The 19,624-nt window shown below is 46.4% G+C and carries 16 protein-coding genes; 4 read left to right on the forward strand and 12 right to left on the reverse strand.

Annotated elements, in window-relative coordinates; genetic code table 11:
- Nucleotides 1-122: 122 nt before the first annotated feature.
- Nucleotides 123-1,514 carry a DUF4397 domain-containing protein gene (locus tag Q1A86_RS05960; RefSeq protein ID WP_299804115.1) on the forward strand — a complete coding sequence of 464 codons (1,392 nt, stop codon included), beginning with the start codon at nucleotides 123-125 and terminating at the stop codon, nucleotides 1,512-1,514.
- 170 nt (nucleotides 1,515-1,684) lie between these two features.
- Here Q1A86_RS05960 and Q1A86_RS05965 read toward each other — a convergent pair whose 3' ends face one another.
- Complete coding sequence (locus Q1A86_RS05965) at nucleotides 1,685-2,515, reverse strand: hypothetical protein (protein WP_299804116.1); 831 nt, start codon at nucleotides 2,513-2,515, stop codon at nucleotides 1,685-1,687.
- Between the two features lie 469 nt (nucleotides 2,516-2,984).
- On the opposite strand from Q1A86_RS05965, the gene Q1A86_RS05970 reads away from it, so the two are divergent.
- Nucleotides 2,985-3,641 (forward strand): thiol:disulfide interchange protein DsbA/DsbL, encoded by a 657-nt coding sequence (locus tag Q1A86_RS05970; RefSeq protein ID WP_299804118.1) that lies wholly within the window; start codon nucleotides 2,985-2,987, stop codon nucleotides 3,639-3,641.
- A 74-nt stretch (nucleotides 3,642-3,715) separates the two neighbouring features.
- On the opposite strand, the gene Q1A86_RS05975 is transcribed toward Q1A86_RS05970, so the two are convergent.
- The 7 genes from Q1A86_RS05975 to Q1A86_RS06005 form a co-directional block, all read right to left on the reverse strand.
- Entirely contained in the window at nucleotides 3,716-4,729 is a 1,014-nt protein-coding gene (locus Q1A86_RS05975; protein ID WP_299804121.1) for a glycosyltransferase, read from the reverse strand.
- A 359-nt stretch (nucleotides 4,730-5,088) separates the two neighbouring features.
- On the reverse strand, nucleotides 5,089-6,066 hold the full coding sequence (locus Q1A86_RS05980; protein ID WP_299804123.1) for a transposase: 978 nt from the start codon (nucleotides 6,064-6,066) through the stop codon (nucleotides 5,089-5,091).
- Between the two features lie 400 nt (nucleotides 6,067-6,466).
- Nucleotides 6,467-6,997, reverse strand: coding sequence for a cytochrome b/b6 domain-containing protein (locus tag Q1A86_RS05985; protein WP_299804125.1), 531 nt, complete (start codon nucleotides 6,995-6,997; stop codon nucleotides 6,467-6,469).
- Between the two features lie 14 nt (nucleotides 6,998-7,011).
- Nucleotides 7,012-7,545, reverse strand: coding sequence for a menaquinone-dependent protoporphyrinogen IX dehydrogenase (hemG, locus tag Q1A86_RS05990; protein ID WP_299804127.1), 534 nt, complete (start codon nucleotides 7,543-7,545; stop codon nucleotides 7,012-7,014).
- A 218-nt stretch (nucleotides 7,546-7,763) separates the two neighbouring features.
- Complete coding sequence (locus tag Q1A86_RS05995) at nucleotides 7,764-9,413, reverse strand: di-heme oxidoredictase family protein (RefSeq protein ID WP_299804129.1); 1,650 nt, start codon at nucleotides 9,411-9,413, stop codon at nucleotides 7,764-7,766.
- Nucleotides 9,414-9,536: 123 nt separating this feature from the next.
- Entirely contained in the window at nucleotides 9,537-10,688 is a 1,152-nt protein-coding gene (locus Q1A86_RS06000; RefSeq protein ID WP_299804132.1) for an imelysin family protein, read from the reverse strand.
- A gap of 28 nt (nucleotides 10,689-10,716) precedes the next feature.
- Nucleotides 10,717-12,144, reverse strand: coding sequence for a hypothetical protein (locus tag Q1A86_RS06005; protein WP_299804135.1), 1,428 nt, complete (start codon nucleotides 12,142-12,144; stop codon nucleotides 10,717-10,719).
- Nucleotides 12,145-12,504: 360 nt separating this feature from the next.
- Here Q1A86_RS06005 and Q1A86_RS06010 point away from each other — a divergent pair, with 360 nt between their 5' ends.
- Nucleotides 12,505-13,695 (forward strand): MFS transporter, encoded by a 1,191-nt coding sequence (locus Q1A86_RS06010; RefSeq protein ID WP_299804137.1) that lies wholly within the window; start codon nucleotides 12,505-12,507, stop codon nucleotides 13,693-13,695.
- Between the two features lie 124 nt (nucleotides 13,696-13,819).
- Nucleotides 13,820-14,632: a TIGR03899 family protein gene (locus tag Q1A86_RS06015; RefSeq protein ID WP_299804649.1), complete on the forward strand. Its 813-nt coding sequence runs from the start codon at nucleotides 13,820-13,822 to the stop codon at nucleotides 14,630-14,632.
- 108 nt (nucleotides 14,633-14,740) lie between these two features.
- Here Q1A86_RS06015 and cysC read toward each other — a convergent pair whose 3' ends face one another.
- From cysC to cysD, 4 genes are all read right to left on the reverse strand, one after another.
- Complete coding sequence (gene cysC / locus Q1A86_RS06020) at nucleotides 14,741-15,358, reverse strand: adenylyl-sulfate kinase (RefSeq protein ID WP_220758802.1); 618 nt, start codon at nucleotides 15,356-15,358, stop codon at nucleotides 14,741-14,743.
- A 98-nt stretch (nucleotides 15,359-15,456) separates the two neighbouring features.
- Nucleotides 15,457-17,181: an SLC13 family permease gene (locus tag Q1A86_RS06025; RefSeq protein WP_299804144.1), complete on the reverse strand. Its 1,725-nt coding sequence runs from the start codon at nucleotides 17,179-17,181 to the stop codon at nucleotides 15,457-15,459.
- Between the two features lie 2 nt (nucleotides 17,182-17,183).
- On the reverse strand, nucleotides 17,184-18,623 hold the full coding sequence (cysN, locus tag Q1A86_RS06030) for a sulfate adenylyltransferase subunit CysN (RefSeq protein WP_299804147.1): 1,440 nt from the start codon (nucleotides 18,621-18,623) through the stop codon (nucleotides 17,184-17,186).
- Between the two features lie 42 nt (nucleotides 18,624-18,665).
- Nucleotides 18,666-19,574: a sulfate adenylyltransferase subunit CysD gene (gene cysD / locus Q1A86_RS06035; RefSeq protein WP_299804149.1), complete on the reverse strand. Its 909-nt coding sequence runs from the start codon at nucleotides 19,572-19,574 to the stop codon at nucleotides 18,666-18,668.
- Nucleotides 19,575-19,624: the final 50 nt, after the last annotated feature.

The raw sequence follows: 19,624 nt of genomic DNA on the forward strand, positions 1-19,624 counted from the left end.
CTATTCTGCTAGGGATTCTTTAGCATTGCCTCTGTACAATATATAAAAACTATTCATTTTTTGATCTGATGAAATTTCGTCTGCGTAGTGATTGTCGAAACCAAACATCAAGGAATACGGAAATGAAACTTTTAACATCTTTCTCCCGTTCAATCTCCATTATCACTCTCTCTGTTTTGGGCTTAACTGCCTGTGGTAGCGATGACGACAATGACAATACCAGCATCACCCCCCCTCTAGTTGAAATATCTGAAGCTGAAATTAGGGTCATACACGCGGGGAGCGATGCACCTCTCGTTGATGTCCTCGCCAATGGCAGTAGTTTTGTCGATGATGTGGATTATGCAATGTCGAGTGGGTTAACCACTGTACCGAGCGGTAACTACGCGGTTGCTGTTGATGCCCAGCTACCAGATGGCACCACTACCACAGTGTTGACTGCTGACCTAGACGCTGAAGCCGACGTAGAATACACGGCGGTGGCTTTAGGTAACGTGGCAGACAACTCGCTTATGCTCAAGCTTATCGCCAATCCAGAGCAAGAAATTGCAGATAACTATGCCCGTGTACAGGTATTACACGCCTCCCCCGCTGTCGGCCTTGTAGATATCTATGTTACCGAGCCCGGTGCCGATATCTCTATGATGCAGCCCACCTTATCTGCCAACTATATGGATGCCAGTCCACAGCTTGAGATCCCTGCTGCAGATTATCAAATACGCATTACAGCTTCAGGTGACAAAGGCGTGGTATATGACTCAGGAAGCGTACCGTTAGCCGATGAAGGGGATTACTTTATCTCAGCTATCCCAAATACCGGCTCAGGCATGTCACCTGTCGCCTTACTCGTTGCGCTACCCGAGGGGCAATTATTGCTTAACGACAAATCTAGCGGCAGCGATATTCGTGTAGTGCATGCCGTAGCCGATGCGCCAGCCGTGGATGTATTTTTAGATGGCAGCACAACAGCTGCAGTAACCAATCTGATGTTTAAAGGGATTGCAGGTTACGTCAATATTCCTGAAGGTGAGCATACCGCCACAGTAGCAGCCAATGTCGACAACAATATCATTGTCATCGACAAAGCTCCGTTCGAGCTAGCACTTGGTGATAGCTACTCGATTTTAGCTGTAGGCTCTTTAACTGATAACGACATTGAGCCTTGGATTATAATGGAAAGCCCTCGAAAGGTAGCAACCGAGGCTAAGCTAACCGTTTCACATGCCGCTTACTCTGCACCTAATGTCGATATCTATTTAACAGCAAGCGATGATATTGCTAATGCAACGCCAGCGCTAAGCGACGTGCCTTTTAAAGCATCTTCAGGCAGCTTAAGCGTCGCAGGGGGTGACTATGTGGTTAGTGTAACAGTGGCGGGAACCAAAAACGTTGCCATAGGCCCATTAGCCATCAGTTTAGATAGCGGCGGCATCTACGGTGTGGCCGCAGTCGATACCGATACCAGTGGTGTATTTGATGTAATCTTATTGGATGACTTCGTCAGCACCGAATAAGCGAGCCTTAAAGGCACGCACGTTAATTCAGCCTATGCAAAATTTGCGACCGGATACTTATCTCGGTCGCCTTTGTGTTTCTTGAGTAAGTAATTTAAGTTCGGTTTCATTAGTAAAAAGCCATGTAACGCATGGCTTTTTATTCGCCTTAACCTGTAATAGGGCCTCAGTTAGCCCCAAGGCATATCCACATAGATCCTGACTAAGGTGTCTCTATCCCAAGGTAAGATAGGCTTATAGTCAGGAGAATTTTTATCTCTATTATCATAGGGGTCGAGGTTGTATTCAGTATGCTCCACCCTCAGCTTAATTTCGCTGCCATCAACCCAGCCGTCTGAGTGATAACTCACTTCGGTAGAAACCTTATTTTCCAACCAATCACCGCCATCATTCCAAGTTTGCGCTGCCGCATAAATATCAAACCAATCTCCCAGTGGCAGCCGAGTATCGAATGCGACTGAATAGGCCCCGGTTTTATTCTGAAAATCTCCGCGATCATAGCCACGTTCCCTCGGCACATCATCGTCAATTTCCAACATGTAATAACCGGCAGCGATCTCAAAGCCTGCGTAAACACTTTCATTATCGAATCTAGCTACTATGCCAGGAAAAAGTTTAATCTGCCTCTCGATCGAGCTTACCGTATTACTCTTGCCCTTTAAGGTGACTTGCCACTGAAGGTTCATCAGATCCGAAAAACGATATAAGTTTCCATCGACAGAAAAAGCACTTTGAAACCAGATCGGAATATGATCGGGGTCGAGTTTATCTTTATCGTCATCGATAAAGATATCGAGCTCTGCTTTCCACAGCAGATCCCACTGGGTTCTATGTTCAATAAAGAATCCGCCATGAAGGCCAAATGTTTGAGAGTCAGCTTGATCGACTATGGTGTCATGCGCACCGAATGCGATGCGCCAATCGGCAGCCTGTGAACTTGTAGACAGTCCAGAGCCTAAGAGTCCTAGCGTAATAATGAATAGCTGTGATTGATGATTCAATTACCTCCCCCCAACCTCTGCTAGAAGTTAAAACGTAACCAACTGAATAGTAAGTATTTAAATTTAGATGATAGTAAAATCTAATATTATTCATTAAGAGCATCTGATTAATCTTAGTCATGAAATTGGCTAAACGCTTAAAAATTACCGTTTTAACTCTAACTTGGTTTTACAGCTCAAGATCGTTATCGCTTAAAAAATCGAATTAGTTCCCTTAAAATGCCGATTTATTCGAAAATTTCACTCAGATTGTGAAGCTTGGCAAAATTTAAAATGAAAACTGCAGATTCCGCTTAAAATCACCATATTGGTCACACTCTAGGGCATGTATTGGGCACCAAATTCAGTCATAATTAAGCATCTGGTTTTATTCTTAACAACATTATAATTTGCTGTAACGGATGAATAATATTTGTATTATTCGTTATCGCTCGACTACTTATACAGACGTCACCTAGAGGACACTAGTTTGATTAAACATATTGCTTTAGCGTTAACACTTGCCGTTGCTCCATTGAGCAGCTTTGCCGCACAATTTGTTGAAGGTAAACACTTCACAGTTGTTTCAAATAAAGCACCAAGCAGCGAGCCAAAACTAACTGAGTTTTACTCGTTTTATTGTGGTAACTGTTTCAACATGGAAAAAATGTACTTAGCCGATATCAAAGCGAACCTTAATAAGCAGGTTACTTTTGACAGCAAGCACGTTGATTTTGCCAACACAGAAATTAATACTGAAGTAATGCGCTCTCTTGCGGTTATCCAAACGTTAGATAACCAAAAGCCATTAACTGACGCTATGTTTAAAGTGATCCAAGGCGATAACGGTGAGAAACATGATCACAGCGCTCCAGGCCATAAGCACGATGAGCCACTGAAAAGCCGTGACGACATTAAGGCTGTATTTGCTAAGTTCGGTGTTGACTCAGCTCAGTACGATAAAGTCGCTGACAGCAAAGAAACTGATGAGAAATTGGCGCTATGGCGTTCACAGCAGCGTGAATTTAAAGTACAAAGCGTACCTTCGTTCATCGTTAACGATAAATACCAAATCAACATGGGTTCTATCCGTACACTAGGTGAGCTAATCGACCTAATGAACTACTTAGCTCTAGAGCATAAGTAACCTCAACCCCATTTGAGAAACTAAAAAGGCGCTAATTAGCGCCTTTTTTTGATCATGAGTATTACAGTCAGCTGCTACCTACGAGACTGCAACTGTTTTTCTAGAACAGCCTGCCACCTAATCAGCATCTGCTCCCACGCCTGCTCACTCGACTGGCGCTGTTGGCAATTGACCCGTAACGGCTCAGCATTTAACACCTGAGTAATAGCCCTTTCTATCCCGCTTACCGTTAAACCTTCAATTAATTGATAACCGCCATCATTTTGCTGGAGCCATTGGATTTGATCCCCTAGGCCATCGACATCCGTCAAGATCACAGGCTTACCAGCCGCGATAGCCTCTAAGCAGGTCAAGCCAAACGGCTCCCAACGAGAAGGGATGACCACCACATCGCCCGAATCTAAAAACTGCGGCACATCTTGCACCTCACCGATTAAATGAACATGGAGTAAAGGTTCGGCTAATTCTGACAGCAATTGTGCATCCTCTCCCTCCCCCGCCAAGGTTAAGCTCACTCTATCGGCAGGTAACCTTGCCATCGCCTTTATAAGCAGTTCGAAGCCCTTTTGCCGACTTAGCCGCCCGTAGGCCACCAGCTTAAGCGGCGCAGAGACAGGCCTTTGAGGCAAGCATAGAAACTGACTCAGCTCTTTTGCCTGACCGAGCCAAACCCTTTTATTTTTTGCGAGGATCTTAAGCTCATCGAGCCAATGCACTTGCGCTTGCGACACCAGTAACACCTTATCCATCAGGCCGTAGCCAAACTTAAGCATGGTGTAAAAGCGTCTAGGATGAGACACACACTGAGTCACAAACTCACGGCTATAATGATGTTCTTGATAGAGAAGAGGCGTGCCAATGTTCGCGAGTTTAAGTGCTAACAGAGCAGGGAATTTTCGCCAACTTAGTGCCCCATGCACCACGATAATATCGGCGGTGTAGCGCCTAAATGAGGGCAGAGAAAAAGATCTATGGATTAACTTAAACCTAAAGCATTTATTCAACTTTGAGGCTGCCAGACTCTCTAGCGCCAAGTTGACGCCACCAAGTTTGTTATCATCGATAAGGTGAATAACGGTTGGCAGCAAAGCGAATCCTTACTTAATCAGTTTCTTTAACTTAATACTAATTAAGTTAAAGAAAAACCTACTCATTTGAAAGCATTGTTTTACCCAGAGTCCCAAAGCTGATTTAGCAAAACAGCAGAAAAAAAACTATAGCCACCAAAAAAACTATAGCCACCCATTTTAAATCAGCAAGATAGTACCACTTGCCCATTTTAGGCTCCAAGCCAGATTAAATTATCAAATCATATTTTCAGATTGGCGGTTTAAAGATGAGAAAATACCATTAGCGATGCTTTTTGCTGAAAAGTGATAGATTTTAAACGAAGAGAATTAGTTCATAGAATGGCTCTATAAACTTAATATGAATATTGTTTCAATGCTTAACCTGCCTGGAGGTACTCGCAACAGTGTGCGAAATGCCGTCTTCGCTTTTCTAGATGTTCACAATAATGAGTTAGCTCTTGTAGACTACCTACAGGTCCATGAAACATCTTACCAAATTCTGAAGTGAGCTTTATCCAGTTGTCACTCGGGATATTGAGTCTATTCAGTATGCTTTCTGCATTAGCAGAAATGACTCCTCGTTTGTCATCCCTAATGATTCGACCCGTTTCATTAACAAGCGTGAGATAATCTTCAAGCGAGAAGTTAATGCCTTTCGGTTGATACTTTTTTTCATTACCAATAAAGGGCAGTAACTTGGCAGGCTGCTTGCCCTTTAATGCTGCCTTAACTCTTAGTTGCAAGCTGGTATAGTCAGATTTTTCAGGTGTCTTAGCCACCTTGGCTCTAATGGGATTAAGCTCTACATAGGCCATACAGGCAAGTACTGCGGCTTCATCAAGTAATGCTTGTGACTTAAAGCGTCCTTCCCAAAAATGCCCTGTGCAGTTGTCTTCATAATTAGCTTGTCTTGCGATAGGTTCATTAAGACAACGCATAAACCAACTGATATCACTCAGGCGGGAACGATAAGTTGCTATCAAGTGTTTTAGGGTTGCGACCATACATTCTTCAATGACATCACCTTTAACAAATTTCTGGGTTAAATCTGTACCTCGGAACAGCTTATGCCACTGTTCAACAACGTCCCTATCAGTCCAGCTGTTCACGGTCTCTAGGTCGATATAAAGCACCACATGTAGATGATTACTCATCACAGCATATGCAGCGACATCAATCGCAAACACCTCTGTTAACTTTAGTATTTGCGACTCAACCCAACCACGGCGATGGTCATAGTTCTTGCCAGTGTATTTATCGTCTCCGCACAGGTAGGCGCGCCGAACGACACGGCTACAACAGTGATAATACGGCGTGTCTTCAAGGCTAATTAAGGTACTTCTTGCACGGGGCATAACAACCTCCTACTTCAGTGTTCACTAAAGTTTAGTCGGAGAGCCAAAAACATGTCATTTATGATGGGTGTCAGTGTTGGAATCATCAGTGTTGGAATCAGTGAATCCATTCACTTCAGATAACCCATAGGAAGCGTTAGGGGTTTATCCATAGTACGAGGCTCGTATCTAATGCATGTAACTTCGTCGGGCGGCTAAGACCCTTTATAAATGAAATGGTCAAGAGGGGAGGCTGTTGTCCCTGTTGTCCCCGAGTGTGATCTGGAAGCTCACGACTTTGGTCTGGCGAAGTCTGATGCTTTAAATCTCTGGTGTGGGCAAAGCGCCACGGCTTTCGTCAAACGAAGCTTGATAGTTCCAAGCCTAACCAACTTTGTATTCATATAGACGTGAGACGAGATTAGTTTCTAAAAAAGTCCAGCAGATGCAAACAGGCAAAAATAACATGCAGCACAATAAAACCGATAAAACCTTGTGCTAGTTGAATATGGTAGCCACGCCACATCAGGGCGTCTGTGCTCCCTTGAGTCGCAAACCAGGCGATGCCCGTAAGGCCAACGCCTAAGAATAGCAACATGCCGATCCCTTCGACCACGCTGAACAGGCCTCGGCCACCAGCAATTGGGATCTTGCCTTTAAAGAGTCCTAGGATGTCACTCTTAAGCTGGGAAAAGTCGGCTATCAGCCAAGGGAAATACTGTCGCCACTTACCCTTGAGACAAGTGGTGATAACAAAGGTAATCGATAAGAAAGCAGCAATAAGCCCGAGATACACATGGCTCTGATCCCAAAACGATGCATGGGTGCGTAACTGGCGCCCAATCAATATCGAGCCACTGGTAAAAATAAGATAGGCGCTGATAATTATGATTAGCACATGCTGCAAATCAATATACTTTCTCGCTAAGCGTTTAAACATAGACTGCGCCATATCTCTTCCCCTGCTTAAGCCGTTACCACCAATTGATTGATCGAGTCGGCATAGGCATCAACTTTATTCCAGTCGGTATACTCAATATTAGTATCAGCCGCTGTAGGACCTTTAGTGATCCACATAATAAAACGAATAATGTTTCTATCCATAGCACCATAGCTAGGATAATTCAGGTTACCGCCAAACACTTCGGCGATATCTGGAACCCAAGGTGACTTTTCAAAGAAGGCGCGCATATATGGGTTAGTCTCTGCGGTATTCTTTAACGGCTTACGTGCCACTAAGTTGACTGAGAAGAAGCTGCTTGGCTTTTGCTCTAATTCAGCCTGATGCGCTTCAATAAAGTCATAAACTGCTGGGTTATGTTTACCGTGGCGGATACTGGCCCCGATAATAATTTTGTCAAACTCACCTAAGTCGATTTTATCTGCAATATTCACTGCGGTAACACAGTTACCAACCGCTTTTAGTTTATCTTCTAAATAAGCACAAATTTTGCGCGTCTGGCCATGTACGCTAGAGTAAACGATAAGAATTTTGCTCACCAGACATCCCCCTGAGGATCAAAATGAAATGAATGAAATCTATCAATAAATCATAGGGTATTTAACGAGAAGATTACATGAAACAGATCACGAGGTGCGCTGCTAGAAAGCCAATTTGCTTTACCTACCTCACAAAACAAACACAGAGACTCCCATCTTAAGGAAATCTCTGTGTTTTTTACCGTATGGCCAACGTGGTTGAATAGATAGCTATTTCGTTATAGGGACATCAAGAAATCAATAACTTGCGTACGTTCATCCGCCGTTAATGCCATAAAATCTTGCTGACTTTTTTGCGCCTCGCCACCGTGCCATAAGATAGCCTCTTCCAAGGTCGCAGCGCGGCCATCGTGCAAGAAACCCGCTTGCGGATTAACAGTTTGTGTCAGGCCTATTCCCCACAATGGACGCGTGCGCCACTCGTTACCATCGGCTAAAAAATCCGGGCGACCGTCGGCCAACTCATCACCCATATCGTGCAGCAACATATCGCTAAATGGATAGATGGTTTGACTCTTATGGCTATCACTCATAATAGCGCCGCCCAAATCACCAGATGTTTTCGTCACAAAGCTTGGCGTATGGCAACCGGTGCAGTTTAACTGCTCGAACAACCTTGCCCCCTCTCGAACATCAAGATCATCAACATTACGCCTAGCTGGGACGGCTAAGGTTTCGGCGTAAAACACCACTGAATCACTAAACTCGGCGCTAGCTTCTGGCTCGCCATCAACGCCTGATCCGGAATCAACAAAGCCTGTACGCACTAAATAGGAGTCATGTAGCGCAGTGCCTGCAATACTCTCATCCGGAAATAATGGGTTAGTGATCCCCATGTCACCGCGCAGCGCCCCTAGCGATTGCACCCTAACACTCGGCGTATTAGCCTTCCAGCCAAAACGCCCTAAGGATACTGGCGTTGCTTCGCCCGCTTGCGCTTTAACCGCATCAAACACATAGTTAGCGCGGCCTGATATACCGTCATTATCGCTATCTAAGGCATCAACATTGGCAAGGATATCCGCTTCAGGTATCGCCTCGAGTAAACCTAAACCGAACACCGGCATGCCATTGCGCCACCCCATTAACACATCGTCTTGCAGCAGGTTAGAGGTCACGTTAGTGCTCGCCTTACTCTCTCCTGGCGCATCGTAGGGGTTTTCCACATCAAACACAGGCCTTTTCAGTGTCACGCTACTACCATCGCTATAGGTAACTCGCTTAGTCTCATAGGAGAGATAGACATCTGCCTGACCAATAAATTGATTCTGCAGCCAATCAGCTCGTGCTTGTAACACACCACGGTGAAACAATTGACCGCCAAAACCTGGCACAGGAATAGGCGCACAATAATCGTTAGCCGCCGAACCTGTTACACACGGCTCGTTTGGCGCCAAACTAATTCTTAAGAATATGCCTGCATCTGACCCCAGCTTTACTCGCGTTTCACCCGCTGGGACTACGGGGGTCGAGTTACGACCATCACGCTGATGGCAAGAGTTACAGTCGGCATTATTAAATACCGGCCCAAGACCATCTAGCTCAGGGTGAGCGCTATTAGGCGCCGTGGTAAAGGCGGTTTCAAAGCTTAAATCCCCCTCAAGGTGCAGGGCCAACTCCTCGGCACTTAAGTTAGGTGCTGGCGTTGAGAAACCATGACCCGACTCAGATGCATCGAAGGTGGTAGTGTCACCGCCGCTTGCTTTTATATCGGTATAAGCTGGGTAAATTTTCTCTTCTGGCTTTGGCGTTTTATCATCACCCGAACCACCACAAGCACTTAAGCTCGTGGCGCCTAACAAGACTAAACAGCTAAGCAGGTTTGATCTAAAATTTAGGCTATTCTTTCTATTTCGTTCACTTGTCATCGGCTGTCCCACACACAGTATTGTAAAATGGCTCACTTCCACACAGTTATTTAACCACTTAAAAATCAAGGGATTTATTCCAGTAAAAAAGGAGACCGCTAGGCCTCCTTAACCGCCGACAACTTAGATATCCCACTCTTTAAGCAGTGGCAGAACATCTGACTCTAAGCTCGCTTGTAGCTTAGAAAGGGCATCGACTGCCGCTTGAATACGCATACGTCCGTCGCTATCCGAGATAGCTTGACGGAAAGGCATATTGGTTTCGCCAGCTATCGCTTCAATTTTGCTGATTGCATCGTCGATCTCAGTCTTCACACGGGTCGCTAGCTCAGGCTTCGCCGCATCGACAAAGTCGATAATCCCTTGCTTATCTGCATTGCCTTCTAGCTCGCCGAGGTAAACGTTGCGAACGCCTTTGATGTTGTCGCTAAAGTCGGTGAGAGAGTTCCAAGAATACTGCGACTCAACCTTTGAGGTATCGGCCTTATCGAGTGACTCACCGAATGGATCGGCAATCTTTCCGTTCCCCACCTCATCGACAATGCCGATCATGCCGTTCACGAGCTCTTCTACCACGCCCACTTCTGAGCTGTAGAAGGTATTGCCATCTGTGCCCGGATTTTTAATTAGCTCGGCGTAAGCCTTGCCTGTTTGGCCGTCGTGACTCACTTGCCACGCATCATCGAGTGTCTTGGTGTAATCGCGAAAGACTTCCGCTAGCCCCATTAAATAGTCACGCTCGTTCACTGTTAGCTCGCTAATGGTCTTAGTGTTGTCGGCAACACCGTCACCAAACAACAGGTATTCAATGGTGTGGAACCCCTGTACATCATCGTTCCAGACTTTAATGGCGTCTGCATCAAAGCCTGTGTTATTGGCCAACACAGTCGTTAGATCGGTGGTGTTTAGCGGCCAGCTATCTAGGTGTGGATCGATACCCAGTGAGTCGACTGGACCAAAGATATGCGACTCTCCCTGCTCCCAAGGCTGACGCGCCGCTTTCCACGCCTCTTGCGCCGCCTCTAAATTTGCTTGGGTCGGTGTATTCACCAGTGTTTGAGTCGCGAGTAACATAGCTTCGCCGCTCGCAGCAAGATTTGAGTAACCTGCCACGATCACATCATCGGTTAGGTTCGTTACCATCTCAGTAGCCGAAAAGCTAAAGCCTGTTTCAGGCACAACCACGGGGGTAGAGTCATCTGAGCCTGAACCACCACAGGCAGTCAGAGCAGAAATAAGGGCGATGGTAAGTGCCGAATGGGTAAAATGTTTCATTGAAAACTCCATGTAATAAGTCATTAAATTAAAGTGAGAATTGGTAACCGACGCCTAAGGCGAAAAAGTTGGTATCAGGAATTGAAGCGACTGCCACCTGCTGTACCCCAGCTTCGGCCTTAATCACAATTTCAGGAATGGGGAAGTAGTTAACACCCGCGCTGATCCAGGTGTTTTCATAGCGTTTTGTCGCAATACCTGTTTCCACCTCTTTCAGTGGATTTGAATAATCGATATTGGCAAAAACCGTGATTGGAATGGATGTGAAATGGCTAAGGTCGACACCCGCCTCGACGAAGAAGGCTTCAGATTTAGAGCCTAACTGAGCAAAGTTGCCCGGCTTGAGTCCCGGAGTGGTTTTGTTAGCTTGGGTGATGGCGTCGCTATCGCTCAGCGTTCCATAAAGATACTGTCCACGTAAGATCCACGGGCCTTCAACAAAGGCTCCCGCGACCGACAAGATCTCAACCCTGCCGTCTGCACTTAGCTTGTTAGTCTTATGGCGATTGCCGCTGGTATTGCCATAGTAATAGGACGCGCCGATGGCTGAACCCGTTTTAAAGTTGCCGTAATCGAGGCGAACCACATAGGCGAGGTCGTCGGCATTCACATGCTCAAAACGTTTCTGATGGCCTGACGCGACCCAGTCAAAGGTGCGGAAGTATTCAGAGTTTAAGCCGCTAACCACTTGTGCCTGATAATGGAAGTTCTCGACCTCACCAAAGACCCCAATACCGTTTTCGTTCCAAACCGCAGGTAGCATTGCCGCTTCACTCTTATGGCGCTGCACCGTTAGATACTGACTGGGTTTATGCAGCGTACTGCTTAGCCCTACTGGCAGATGGATATTACCGAATTTAACCCCAAAGGCCTCGTTTGGACGGTAGCGGATCTGCGCCTTCTCAATCATCACTTCGCCGCCCGCTTCTACCTCAGCTTCAAACTCGCCAAACTCATCGAAACCGTCATATTCTAACGCGGAGCCTGTACCACCATGCTCATACTCAATCTCAACTTCCATGTCCCATTGGTCATTAAACTGATAACCAAACTCTGTCACGATACGCTCAAGATCGAAGCGACTACGGCGCTCAGGAGAGGTGTCCTGTACATTGTCGTAATACTCGTCACTGGTATAAATTACGCTACCGTACGACTTAAATGAAAACTTATCCCAACCACTAGGCGCCGAGTTTGCTTCATTAACCGCTTGCAGTGCTTGCTGGTTTTCGGCTTGCTGTTGTTCTACTTGATCTTGTTGCTGCTCTTGCTGCAAAAGTTGCTGCTTTGCCAATTGTTGCAACTGAGTCTTTAATGCTGTGAGCTCAGCCTCTTGCTTGGCTATGGCAGCGGCTAATGCCTCGGGTTCGGTCGCTGACATGGCATTGGCGCTAAACACACTGGCGATAGTCATCGCTAACATGTTCAACTTGGCATGCTTGCATATAGATTTCATAAACGTCTCTCACTTTGATTCTGCGCAGCCAATAGTTCGATATTGACCCGCTCCCCCTAAATTCGCGGACAAAGTAACCCAAATGAGAATGATTTACATTAATCTTTACACCTACCTTTACAAAGCACTTACATTTATTGCTTATGCTCAACAAGTAGCAATAACCTCTGATAATCGACAGATATTTTCAGTCGTTATACAACAGCCAATAGCAGCGGCTATTACAAATTGCTCAGCACTAAATCTCACCTTGCGTCTTTCATTATCAAAACTGAATTGGGTATACTGCACAACATTGAAGCAGCTAGATTCAGCTCGCGATTTGCAATACAGAGCCACGATAAATACAGGGACAGTTAGATGAAGAACGACCCACAAAAACTCCTGCTATGGATGACATTTATCATGTCCTTGGTGTTTGCCGTTTGGCAGGCACTACTCAATAACTTTGTTATTGAGCGAGCGCAATTTACCGGCGCTGAGATTGGCATACTACAGAGCCTGCGAGAGGTGCCCGGATTCCTCGCCTTTACCGCCGTGTTTGTCTTACTGCTTATACGTGAGCAAGCCTTTGCCCTGCTCTCTCTTGCCGTCTTGTGTATCGGCGTGGCCATTACAGGCTTTTTCCCACAAGTCTTAGGGCTCTATATCACTACGGTATTAATGTCTGTCGGCTTTCATTACTTTGAAACAGTCAATCAGTCACTCACGCTACAGTGGGTCGATAAAAAAGATGCCCCAGCATTTTTAGGACGCGCCTTAGCATGGCGCAGCGCCGCAGCCCTAGGCGGATATGCCAGTATCTGGCTTATCATGAGCTGGCTAAAACTCGATTATCAATGGATGTACGCCATTATTGGTAGCCTTGGATTACTCATGGTGTTCAGTGTGTGGCAGTATTTTCCCAACTTTAGCCAGGGCGAGGTACAACATAAGAAGTTACTGCTCAGAAAACGCTATTGGCTCTACTATATGCTGACCTTCTTCTCCGGCGCGAGACGGCAGATCTTCATGGTGTTTGCAGGCTTTATGATGGTGGAGAAGTTTGGCTATAGCATCACTCAGATCACCTCGCTATTCTTAATTAACTATGTGGTTAATTTGCTATTTGCCCCCGCCATCGGTCGCTTTATCGGCCGAATTGGCGAGCGTAACGCACTGACTATCGAATACATTGGTTTGATTGCCGTATTCGTAAGCTATGCGCTTGTGGAACATGCCGAGCTTGCCGCCGCTCTCTATGTCATCGACCATCTGCTATTTGCCATGGCCATAGCGGTAAAGACTTATTTCCAAAAGATTGCCGAGCCCAAAGATATCGCCGCCACCATGTCAGTCAGCTTCACAATCAATCATATTGCCGCTGTGATTATCCCAGCCTTACTCGGTCTCTTGTGGTTAAGCTCACCTGAGATGGTATTTTATATCGGCGCCGGCTTTGCGGTTTGCTCACTATTGCTGGCAATTAATGTGCCCCGCCACCCACAGCGAGGCGATGAGGTCGCACACTTTGGCAAAGTAGTGCAAACTAGAGCCAACTCTATAAATTAGCGGCTTATCAAATAGATAGTCATATAAACCGCCCCGATAACAACAAGCATAACTTGTTAATGGTGATAATAAGACCATGGTTGAGACAGTAGCAGATGCTGCCAAACAGGCAGTCAAACCGACAATGAAAGACAGCAGCAAGACCTCGGACGTATCAGCCCGTAAGAAGGCCTTGCTGCTTGGGCGTATGTTAGGTTTAGCCAGTGAAGATGACTACCGCGCCAGCAATGCCTCAATTGGCGAGCGCGCCGCCTTTAGGGCGCAAAAACTTGCCTGCCAGTATCAAGAGAACCTTGAAACCATCTACAAAATTGCCATCAGCCACACCCCGTCCGACGTGACCGGTGTCGACTTAGATCCCGACTGGGCACATCAGTTTTTTAAGCTAGCCGAGCAAATTCATAATCGTAAAATGCAAGAGTTGTGGGGACGGATCTTAGCTAATGAAATTACCTCACCAGGTCACTTTAGCCTGCGCACCTTAAGCACCCTCAAACAATTGACCCATAAAGAGGCGCAGATCTTAGAAAAGGCGCTCGGCATGTCGGTACTGGTCAACAATGAGACGCGCCTAAAGCTGATTATCGGCTGTAAACATGCTGGAGGCTTAGGTCAACTATTCAAGAAACCAACACCGAGCAATATTGGCTTATCGCAGTTTGGCCTACCCTACTCTAATATTCTGACCTTAGTCGAGGCGGGGATCTTGCATCGCAGCGAATTAGAGACAGGTCTGCTTAGCAATAAGACGCCAATCAGTTTCTCCTTGAGTGATTTAAAACTCAAACTCACCCCTAAGAGTGGCCAGCTATTCTTCAGTTATTATCGTTTTACTCCTATTGGCGATGAGCTAGCTCAGCTTATTCCTTTCAGTACCGATAAAAGCTATATCAAGGCGATGAGAGCCCTGTTTGCCCGTGACTTTAAGATTGAATAACTCATACCTGTAGCTGTTTAATAGACAGGTTTTATCCTGCTTAAAACGTCAAAAACCACCTAGAAAAAGGTGGTTTTTTGTCATTCGAGAATTCTAGCTGTGAAGAAACTAAACCACTTTCTTTAGCTTCTCTGAATCAATCACTTGTATCGCAGCGAGATAATCTAGCAATGCACTCACCTGAGTGGCTAAATCTCCCTTGCTAGTATCTATGGTCAGCTCCGCTGCCGTAGGGGTTTCATAAGGTGCCGAGATCCCAGTGAAGTTCTTAATCTCGCCGGCGCGAGCCTTACTGTATAAGCCTTTTGGATCTCGAGCTTCACACACTTCAATCGGCGTAGACACATGGACCTCAATAAATTGGCCTTCATCAAATAGTGCACGTACGCGCTCACGCTCTTCCCGTGTTGGCGAGATAAAGGCTGACAACACCACAAGGCCTGCATCGACCATGAGCTTAGCCACTTCGCCGACACGGCGCAGGTTCTCATCGCGATCATCCGCGCTAAAGCCAAGATCTTTGCACAGACCATGACGTACATTATCGCCATCAAGCAGGTAAGTGTGAAAGCCAGCGTCGAATAATGCGCGCTCTAATGCGCCTGCGAGGGTAGATTTCCCTGATCCTGAAAGCCCTGTAAACCATAACAAGATTGGGTTTTGCCCCTTCTGGTCTGCCCGAGACTGTTTATCAATACTATGCTGGTGCCAAACGATATCAGACATAAAAAACTCCAAAAATATAATCTATACAATAGCTAATTAGATGCGCTCACACCATCCAAGCATACGTCTATCCAGCCCCTCCCCTAGATGGAGAAAAGCTAAAACGGAAAAAATACGGGTACTAATAACAACACGATTGCCGAGTACAGCAGTGACAACGGTAATCCAATACGTACAAAATCACTGAATCGATAATTACCCGCGTTATAAACCATTAGGTTGGTTTGATAACCGTAGGGCGAAATAAAACTCGCACTGGCACCAAATACCACAGCCAAAATAAACGGCCGAGTATCGACACCGTAATTCAAGGCGATAGCATAGGCGACCGGAAAAGCCAGCGCCGCTGCGGCATTATTAGTAATTAGCTCTGTTAGGATCAGTGTCATAAAATACACAGCTACAAACGCTGCAAATACCCCGTAACCATTAATCGCGCCTAATATAAATGAGGCAATATCATCGGCAAGCCCGGTCGATAACATCAGGTTTGCCAGGCTCAAGGCACTACCGACTATCACCACCAGCTCAAACGGAAAGCGCCGCTTTAGCTCAGACAAACTCACCGCTCCTATGGCGATATAGCTCATCAGCAGTAAAATAAGCCCTTTTACCAAAGGTAAGACGCCAGTGAGGCTGGCAAAAATCGTCACTAAAAAGCCAGCTAGTACCCATTTGCTGCGGCGAGGGTCGAGTCTTACACTCAAATCTAGACCACTCACGGCGGCAAATTCTGATGCCAACTTAGTATTACTGCTAAAGCTATCACCGGGGGTAATTAGCAACACATCCCCGGCTTGAAGCTCGATGTCTCCCAACCCGCCTTTTAGCGGATGATGACCTCGGCGAATAGCCAATACTGCGCCGTCAAACTTCTCTCTAAAGGTCGAATCTTTTAATGAGCGACCAACCAGGCTAGAACTAGGTGCAAGCACCGCTTCGACTAAGTTCTGCCCTTTTGCTTGCTGCTTGCCAAACCACTCAAGCCCATCAAACTGATGCAGTAATTCAACCGACTCTACCGCGCCACTAAAGCGCAAAACATCTTCGCTTTGCAGCACTAAGTGTGGCGGCACCGGACAGATGCGAATACCGCTACGCTCAAGCTCAACCAAGTAAAGCTTTTTAAGCGCACGTAAGCGATTATCTTGCACGCTCTTGCCTATCAGCTTGGACTCTTTCGCCACTCTAGCTTCGAGCAAATAGGGCAAAGACTCATCTAGACTCTCATCACGTCTATCGGGTAGCAAATTGGCCAATAGCACCAATAAACCCACGCCTGCAGTGACAATCACCATGCCTATCATGGAGAACTCAAAAAAGCCTAGTGGCACTAAGCCCGCGTTCTCCACAAAGGAGTTGACGATCAAGTTTGTCGAAGTGCCGATGAGGGTTAAGGTCCCCCCTAAAATCGCCGCATAAGACAGTGGTAGTAGCAACTTAGCTGGCGCATGCGCTTGGTTTCTACGCACTACAGCAATCAGCGAAGCGACTACGGCGGTGTTATTGGTAAAAGATGACAGCAAGGCGGTGGAAAACCCCAGCTTTGCCATGGTCGATGCCAATGAGCCTCGCCCCACCACTTGACTCAATTTGCCTAGCAGTGATGTCTTCTCTAACGCTGCCGTCGACATGATCAACAGCACTAAGGTCACTAAGCTGGCATTAGTAAAACTCGAAAGCGCAGTTTCAAGCTCCACCATGCCCAGCAGGTAGGTGGTTAACGATGCAATAAAAAATAGCGCAGCGGGTGTCCATAGTCCCGCCATTAAGGCGGCGACTAAGGCAAGTAATATGCACGATAACACCCACAACTCAGGCACAGTTAGCCCTCAACCTTACTGATATCGATAGCATTCCAGTGAGGGTACTGCTTACGAATTAGCGCATTAAGCTCAAGCTCAAAGTCACTGTATTGTTGCGCTGTTTTCTGCTCTTTGCTGCTCGAAACGGCCATCACAGCTGCAACCGTGGCGTTAGACAGGCGATCGATTAAGATCATGCCGCCAGTATCACGCACTAAGGTGTAAGGGTCGATTGCAATAGACTCATTAAGCTCAAGGGTAACGCGTGCCATATCGTTAAGGCCAATATCGCTGCTGTCGTTACGCTCTAAAGTATTAACGTCGACCACATATTCAATTTTTACTACGCTTGCTTGCAGCTTTTTGCCTGCCACTTTCAGATCATATAACTGGCCAACTTGTAATGGTTTTTCATCCATCCATGCAATATCGGCGCTTACGTGGTTAGCCAATGCAGGCGCATCTTGCACCTGCGACAACAGGTCGCCTCTTGAAATATCAATCTCATCTTCAAGGGTTAAGGTCACCGCTTGACCGGCAATCGCTTGCGGCAGATCACCATCGAAGGTCACGATGCGTGCAACCTTGCTGCGCTTACCCGATGGTAGTGCCACCAACTCATCACCGACGTTAATCACACCCGATGCTAGCGTGCCCGAGAAACCACGAAAATCCAGATCCGGACGCTGTACATATTGCACAGGGAAACGCACTGGTAGGCTATTAAGTTCACGACGGGTATCAATCGTTTCAAGTAGCTCTAATAGCGTACCGCCGCTATACCAAGGAGTTTGGCTGCTGTTATCAACCACGTTGTCACCCTTAAGGGCTGACAAGGGTACATAGCGAATATCAATATCGCCTAACTGCTCGGCAAACTGGGCAAATTCAGCGCGAATGTTGTTAAACACTTCTTCGTCAAAGCCAAGTAAATCCATCTTGTTAACGGCAACAACAAAGTGGCGAATACCAAGTTGTGAGGCAATAAACGCATGACGACGTGTTTGAGTTTGTACCCCATAACGAGCATCAACCAAGAGCACTGCTAAGTCACAAGTTGAAGCACCGGTTGCCATGTTGCGGGTGTATTGCTCGTGGCCCGGCGTGTCGGCAATAATGAATTTACGCTTGTCACTTGAGAAGTAACGGTAAGCAACATCAATGGTAATGCCTTGCTCGCGCTCCGCTTGCAGACCATCCACCAATAGGGCTAAATCGACTTCTTCACCTGTTGTACCTAGCTTGGCACTGTCACTCTTTAGGCTAGCTAACTGGTCTTCATAAATTTGGGCGCTGTCATGTAGCAGACGGCCAATTAGGGTACTCTTGCCATCATCGACACTGCCACAGGTTAAAAAGCGTAATAGCCCTTTATGCTGCTGTTGTGACAGGTATTCTTTCACACCTAAATCTTCAAGTTCTGCCGCTAATCGGGCGTTATTGTTTACTGCTTGGTTCATAATGATCCCTTAGAATTCTTTAGCCACATCCCTTACGGGATATTAGAAATATCCCTGACGCTTTTTAAGCTCCATAGAGGCACTTTGATCAGCATCGATAAGACGTCCTTGACGCTCGCTTGAACGGGTCAACAACATCTCTTCAATAATCTTTTCTAAAGTATCGGCCTCTGAATGCATCGCGCCGGTCAGCGGGTAACACCCTAACGTTCTAAACCGAACCAATTCCTCTTTAGGTTGCTCGCCGTCAGCCAATGGCATTCTGTCATCATCAACCATGATCATCATGCCATCACGCTCAACAACTGGACGCTTCTGAGCAAAATACAGCGGCACTAGCTGAATATTCTCTTGATAGATATATTGCCAAATATCCAGCTCAGTCCAGTTCGACAGAGGGAATACTCGAATGCTTTCGCCTTTATTCACCGCGCCATTATAGGTACGCCATAATTCAGGGCGTTGGTTCTTAGGATCCCAAGTGTGGTGCTTATCGCGGAACGAATAGACACGCTCTTTAGCACGAGATTTTTCTTCATCGCGGCGTGCACCACCAAATGCGGCATCGAAGCCATACTTATTCAGCGCCTGCTTTAGGCCTTGGGTCTTCATGATATCTGTGTGCTTAGCACTGCCATGTTCGAATGGGCTGATCCCCATCTCGAGCCCTTCAGGGTTCTTATGAACCAAGAGTTCAAAGCCAAACTCTTTCGCCTGCTCATCACGAAAGGCGATCATCTCTTTAAATTTCCAGTCGGTGTCTACGTGCAACAAGGGAAATGGGATCTTTCCAGGATAGAAAGCTTTGCGAGCTAGATGGAGCATCACAGAAGAGTCCTTACCGATGGAATACATCATCACTGGGTTATCAAACTCAGCCGCCACTTCGCGGATAATTTGAATGCTCTCAGCTTCCAGTTGTTGCAAATGGCTTAACTCTTTCGCGCCCATGCTAATTCTCCGTTTTCTTCAATCAAATATTTTGTTATTACGGCTCACTC

The organism is uncultured Shewanella sp., assembly GCF_947497935.1.
Taxonomy (GTDB): Bacteria; Pseudomonadota; Gammaproteobacteria; order Enterobacterales; family Shewanellaceae; genus Shewanella.